A 5693-nucleotide genomic window follows, 5' to 3' on the forward strand; every position below is an offset into this window, starting at 1 on the left:
GGAGGGTAGCCCGGCTCCATCGGGCTCGTATGTCGGGGCAAGCCTTCTTGGTTACTTCTTTGGCGTTTGAAAGAAGTGACTCGCCCGAGGGGGCGAAACGAGAGATCTCAGCGCACTCGGAGCGGCGCGCTACACCAAGCCCCCAAGCCACTGGGTTATCGCGTTCGCGGGAATGACAAGGTTAAGGGAGGTGCGGGGGGCCAAGGTTCTCGAGCAAGCTCGCTCCTACAGCGCGTCGCGCGACCTCAGTCCCCGCGATACTCACACCCACTGGTGCAGGTCTCATGCACCCGCACCCGCGACAGCTCCGGCAACAGCGGCTTGACCTGCTGCCAGATCCAGCGCGAGAGATTCTCGCTGGTGGGGTTCTCCAGGCCGGGGATGTCGTTCAGGTAGTTGTGGTCGAGCTGCTCGTAGATCGGCTTGAAGATCTGCTTGATCTCGGAGAAGTCGCGGATCCAGCCGGTATACGGGTCGACCTCGCCCTCGATGTACAGCGCCACGCGGAACGAATGGCCGTGCAGGCGGCCGCACTTGTGGCCCTCCGGGACATGGGGCAGGCGGTGGGCGGACTCGAAAGTGAATTCCTTGAACAGTTCCAAGAGGTGGCCTTCAGATCATCAGTGGGCAATTGCAACCGCCTATTGTACCCACTTTGCCGAGCGGCCGGGCATACCCCCGTCGGCAGGTCAGCGCGTCAGCTCGACCTGGACTTCCTCGCCCTCGCGCAGTGTCAGCGGCGCCATGACGGTCGCGCCCACCGTGGTCGGGCCAGTGGCGCCGGTGGTTTCCCAGGTCACCTCGCAGCTCAGGTAATAGCGCCCCGCCGGCACCTGGCCGAAGCTGAAGCGGCCCTCGGCATCGGCGCGCACCGTGCGGGTGTAGATCTTCGCCCGGGCATCGGGCTCGCCTAGCGGCCGCCGCTCCTGATAGGCCTTGTACAGCGGCGCCATGTAGCGCGTCGCCGGGATCAGCGCCACGTCCTTGCCGGCCGCCGGCTTAACGGTGCCGGCGCGGGTGCGGAGGAAGGCGCGGCCATCGATCCTGCCATTGCCGTGGACCGGCAGCGCCTGGTACTCGGCACTGGGGAACTCGTCGAAATGCAGCGGCCGGCCCTGGTTGGGCGAGATGCAGCCGGCCAGGGCGAGGCCGAGCAGGGTGACGAGCAGGTGGCGCATGGCGGGGCTCCTCGAAGCGGGACTATGCGCCTGGAAAGATAGTTCAGGCGCGGCTCACTTGAGATCCAGCCGCCGCGCCAGGCGGTTCAGGTTGGCCCGGTCCACCCCCAGTTCGCGGGCCACCGCCGCCCAGTTGCCGGCGTGGCGCTGCAGGCTGGCGGCGACCAGCTGGCGCTGGAAGTCGTCCAGGGCGGTGCGCAGTTCGACGCCGGGTTTCGGCAGTTCGCGGGTGGGCGTGGCCTTGTCGGCTCCGGGGAGCGGCAGGCCCTGGTCGAGGCCGAGGTCGTCGAGCTCCAGGGTGAGGATGCGCGGGCGCTCGGGGCTTGCGGCCAGGGCCTTGAGCGAGGCGCGGCCGATCAGGTGTTCCAGTTCGCGCACGTTGCCCGGCCAGGGGTAGCCGAGCAGGGCGGCCTGGGCCTCGGCGCTCAGGCGCAGGCTGCGCAGGCCCAGGCGCGGGCGGTTCTGCTCGAGGAAGTAGCCGGCCAGCAGCAGGATGTCGTTGCCGCGCTCGCGTAGCGGCGGAACGTGCAGTGGGTAGACGCTCATTCGGTGGTAGAGGTCGGCGCGGAAGCGCCCGGCGCGCACTTCCGCGGCCAGGTCGCGGTTGGTGGCGGCGATCAGGCGCACGTCCACCCGGTGCTCGCGGTCCGAGCCCAGGCGCTGCAGCTGGCCGCTCTGCAGCACGCGCAGCAGCTTGGCCTGGATCGCCAGGGGCAGCTCGCCCACTTCGTCGAGGAACAGGGTGCCGCCGTCGGCCAGCTCGAATTTGCCGCGGCGCTCGCCCACGGCGCCGGAGAAGGCCCCGCGCACGTGGCCGAAGAGTTCGCTCTCCACCAGGGTTTCCGGCAGCGCCGCGCAGTTCAGGCTGACCAGCGGCTGGGTGTGGCGCAGCGAGCGCTGGTGGATGGCCTGGGCCACCAGTTCCTTGCCCACGCCGGTCTCGCCGGTGACCAGCACGCTGAGGTCGCTGCCGGCCACCAGCTTGATTTCGTCCACCAGCTGGCGGTGCGCCGGGCTCTGCCCGACCAGCTCGCGCGGGGCCTCGCCGGCGGCGCGCTGGTAGGCGTCGGCGCGCTGCTGCTCGTGCTCGGCGCGCAGGGCCAGGTCGAGCATGCGCTGGCTGGCCTTCACCGTGGCGGCCGCCAGGCTGGCGAAGGCCTGCAGGTTGTCCAGGTCGCCGCTGGAGAAGCGCCCGGGCTCGAGGGCGTCGAGGGTCAGCAGGCCCCAGGGCTGCTCGTCCAGGTACAGCGGGCAGCCCATGCAGTCGTGCACTTCCAGGTGCACGCCTTCCACCAGGCCGTCGTAGGGGTCGGGCAGGCCGCAGTTGGCGTCGAACAGGGTGGGCCCCGGGCGTTCCAGCAGGGCCCGCAGGCGCGGGTGTTCGGCGATCTTGAAGCGGCGGCCGAGGGTGTCCGGGCTCAGGCCGTCCACCGCCAGCGGCACCAGTTGCTCGCCTTCCAGGCGCAGCAGGGCGCTGGCATCGCAGGGCAGCAGTTCGCGCAGGGCTTCCAGCAGGCGGCGGTAACGTTCCTCGTCGGGCAACTCGCGGGACAGGTCGTCGACCAGGGGGAGCAGGGTGGCAAGCAAGGGGTTTCTGGTCATTTTGACCTCTAGGCAGTCCATATGACTCGAATGAATGCTGGTCATTATGACTTCTGTTGCGGCGAAAGTCCCGGGAATACTGGGCTGCGACCTTGGCATGCTTCCTGAAATATCCCAGGCAGATCCCACCCTGTCTTGCGTTCCAAGGAGATCCGCATGCTGTCCAACGAACACCGCACCCTGATCAAGGCGACCGTCCCGCTGCTGGAAACCGGTGGCGAAGCCCTGACCCGGCACTTCTACCAGCTGATGCTGACCGAGTACCCGCAGGTGCGCCCGCTCTTCAACCAGGCCCACCAGGCGTCCGGCGACCAGCAACGGGCCCTGGCCAACGGCGTGCTGATGTACGCCCGCCACATCGACGAGCTCGAGCGCCTCGGCCCGCTGGTGGGGCAGATCGTCAACAAGCACGTGTCGCTGCAGATTCTCCCGGAACATTATCCCATCGTCGGTTCCTGCCTGCTGCGGGCCATCCGCGAGGTGCTCGGCGAGGAAATCGCCACCGACGAGGTGATCGCCGCCTGGGCCGCGGCCTACCAGCAACTGGCCGACATCCTGATCGGCGCCGAGGAGTCGGTGTACGCCCGCAATGCCGCCGAAGAGGGTGGCTGGCGCGGTGCGCGGCGCTTCCGCGTGGCGCGCAAGGTGGCCGAGAGCGAGGAGATCGTCTCCTTCTACCTGCAACCGGTGGACGGCGGCGCGCTGCTGGACTTCGAGCCGGGCCAGTACATCGGCCTGCGCCTGGAGCTGGATGGCGAGGAAGTGCGCCGCAACTATTCGCTGTCGGCCCCGGCCAACGGCCGCGAGTACCGCATCAGCGTCAAGCGCGAGCCCGAAGGCAGGGTTTCCAGCTACCTGCACGACCAGCTCCACGAAGGCGACGAGATCGACCTGTTCCCGCCGGCCGGGGACTTCGTCCTGGGCGACAGCGACAAGCCGCTGGCGCTGATCACCGCGGGCGTCGGCATCACCCCGTCGCTGGCCATGCTGCAGCGGGCGCTGGACGCCGGCCGCGTGGTGCACTTCATCCACTGCGCGCGCCACGGCGGCGTGCACGCCTTCCGCGAGTTCATCGAGAACCAGGCGCGCAAGCACCCGACGCTGCTGCACTTCTTCTGCTACAGCGAACCGCGCGAGCAGGACCAGGCCGATGCCGAGGGCTTCATCAGCCAGCAACTGCTGAGCAACTGGCTGCCGGCGCAACGCGACCTGGACGCCTACTTCCTCGGGCCCAAGCCGTTCATGGCCCAGGTGAAGCGCCACCTGCGCGAGCTGGGCGTGCCCGAAAAGCAGTGCCACTACGAGTTCTTCGGCCCCGCCAGCGCGCTGGAGGCCTGACGCAAGACCGGCCGGCCCCCGCGGGCCGGCCACCCCGAACTACCGGAGGTGTGTGATGAAAGGTTTCTTCTCCTGTCCGCAACGCAATCTCGGCCATTCCAACGCCCTGCTCAGCGCAGGTGCCGCTATGCTGCTGGGAGGCATCTTCGGCGCCTATTTCATCGACGCCTTCCTCAACCTGCCGCAACTGGTGGCCGCCCACGCCCTGACCGTCCTCGGGCCGACCGCCATCAAGCTGGGCTACGTGCTGCGCCTGATCGCCCAGCGGCAGATGCGCCAACCGGGCTGGGAGGTCTGTTGTGCTGTTGGTTGATCGCAAGGTTCTTTTGGCGATCCCGCCGCTGTGGCGGCTGGGTTTCCGTCCTTTCTTCCTCGGCGGGGCGCTGTTCGCGGCGCTCGCCATCTTCCTCTGGCTCGCCGCGCTGGCCGGCTGGCTGCCCGGGTGGCAGCCGCTGGGCGGCTGGCTGGGCTGGCATCGCCACGAGATGGTGTTCGGCTTCGCCCTGGCGATCATCGCCGGCTTCCTGCTCACCGCGGTGCAGACCTGGACCGGCCGCCCGGGCCTCAGTGGCGCGCCGTTGCGCAATCTGGCGCTGCTCTGGCTGGCGGCACGGCTGGCCTGGCTGCTGGGCGCGCCCTGGTGGCTGGCGGCCGTGCTGGAGCTGGCCTTCCCGCCGGCGCTGGCCTGGTTCGTCGGCCGCAGCCTCTACCAGGTGCGGCAGACGCGCAATTACCCGGTGCTGATGGTGCTGGTCCTGCTGACCCTGGCCGATGCCCAGGTCATGGCCGGCCAGGCGCTGGGCAACGAGGCCTGGCAGCGTGGCGGCGTCCTGGCGGCGCTGTGGCTGGTGGTGGCGCTGATGAGCCTGATCGGCGGGCGGGTGATTCCCTTCTTCACCCAGCGCGGCCTGGGGCGTACCGCCCAGGTGCCGGCCTGGCCGTGGCTGGACTGGGCGCTGCTGCTGGGCGGCGCGTTGCTGGCGGTGCTCAGCGCCACTGGCCCGGCCCTGCAACCGGGGCCGCTGCTGGCGGTGCTGTTCGGCCTGCTCGGCCTGGGCCACCTGGTGCGCCTGTGGCGCTGGTACGACCGCGACCTGTGGAACGTGCCGCTGCTGTGGTCGTTGCACCTGGCGTATGCCTGGATGACCCTGGCGCTGTTCGGCCTGGCGGCGTCCGCGGCCGGCGCGGCGCTGCCGTCCAGCCTGCCGCTGCACGCGCTGACCGTGGGCGGCGTCGGCGGGCTGATCCTGGCGATGATCGCCCGCGTCAGCCTCGGCCACACCGGCCGCGCGCTGCAGCCGCCGAAGGCGATGGCCTGGGGCTTCGCCCTGCTCAACCTGGGCGTGCTGGCGCGGGTGGTGGTGGTGTGGTGGCTGCCGCTGGGCGGCCTGCAGCTGGCGGCGCTGTGCTGGTCGCTGGCGTTCCTGATCTTCGCCGGGTACTACGGGCCGATGCTGTGGAAGGCTCGGATCGACGGGCAGCCGGGGTAGGGGAGTCATCCTGTGGGGTGTGGGCGCGGTCCATCGCGGACGGAGTCCGCTCCTACGCTGCCCGAGCCATGCCATTCCCCTGTAG

At 69.6% G+C, this 5693-nt stretch carries 6 protein-coding genes; 3 read left to right on the forward strand and 3 right to left on the reverse strand.

Annotation, left to right across the window (positions count from 1 at the left end; translation table 11 throughout):
* Positions 1–245: 245 nt before the first annotated feature.
* The 3 genes from queD to norR form a co-directional block, all read right to left on the reverse strand.
* Complete coding sequence (gene queD, locus DK254_RS33355) at positions 246–602, reverse strand: 6-carboxytetrahydropterin synthase QueD (protein ID WP_089391973.1); 357 nt, start codon at positions 600–602, stop codon at positions 246–248.
* Positions 603–689: 87 nt separating this feature from the next.
* Complete coding sequence (locus DK254_RS33360; protein ID WP_109937248.1) at positions 690–1178, reverse strand: carboxypeptidase-like regulatory domain-containing protein; 489 nt, start codon at positions 1176–1178, stop codon at positions 690–692.
* A 54-nt stretch (positions 1179–1232) separates the two neighbouring features.
* The gene (gene norR / locus DK254_RS33365; protein ID WP_109937249.1) at positions 1233–2780 is read right to left on the reverse strand and encodes a nitric oxide reductase transcriptional regulator NorR; all 1548 of its coding nucleotides are present in this window, start codon (positions 2778–2780) and stop codon (positions 1233–1235) included.
* Positions 2781–2936: 156 nt separating this feature from the next.
* On the opposite strand from norR, the gene hmpA reads away from it, so the two are divergent.
* From hmpA to DK254_RS33380, 3 genes are read left to right on the forward strand one after another with little or no spacing between them, the layout of a single operon-like run.
* A complete protein-coding gene (gene hmpA / locus DK254_RS33370; RefSeq protein ID WP_109937250.1) occupies positions 2937–4118 on the forward strand; it encodes an NO-inducible flavohemoprotein in 1182 nt (393 codons plus the stop codon).
* A gap of 55 nt (positions 4119–4173) precedes the next feature.
* On the forward strand, positions 4174–4431 hold the full coding sequence (locus DK254_RS33375; RefSeq protein ID WP_089391967.1) for a transmembrane sensor/regulator PpyR: 258 nt from the start codon (positions 4174–4176) through the stop codon (positions 4429–4431).
* Positions 4418–5608 (forward strand): NnrS family protein, encoded by a 1191-nt coding sequence (locus DK254_RS33380; protein ID WP_109937251.1) that lies wholly within the window; start codon positions 4418–4420, stop codon positions 5606–5608. Before DK254_RS33375 ends, DK254_RS33380 begins: the two co-directional genes overlap by 14 nt.
* The last annotated feature ends 85 nt before the right edge of the window (positions 5609–5693 follow it).

This window comes from Pseudomonas sp. RW407 (assembly GCF_003176655.1).
Lineage (GTDB): Bacteria > Pseudomonadota > Gammaproteobacteria > Pseudomonadales > Pseudomonadaceae > Pseudomonas > Pseudomonas delhiensis.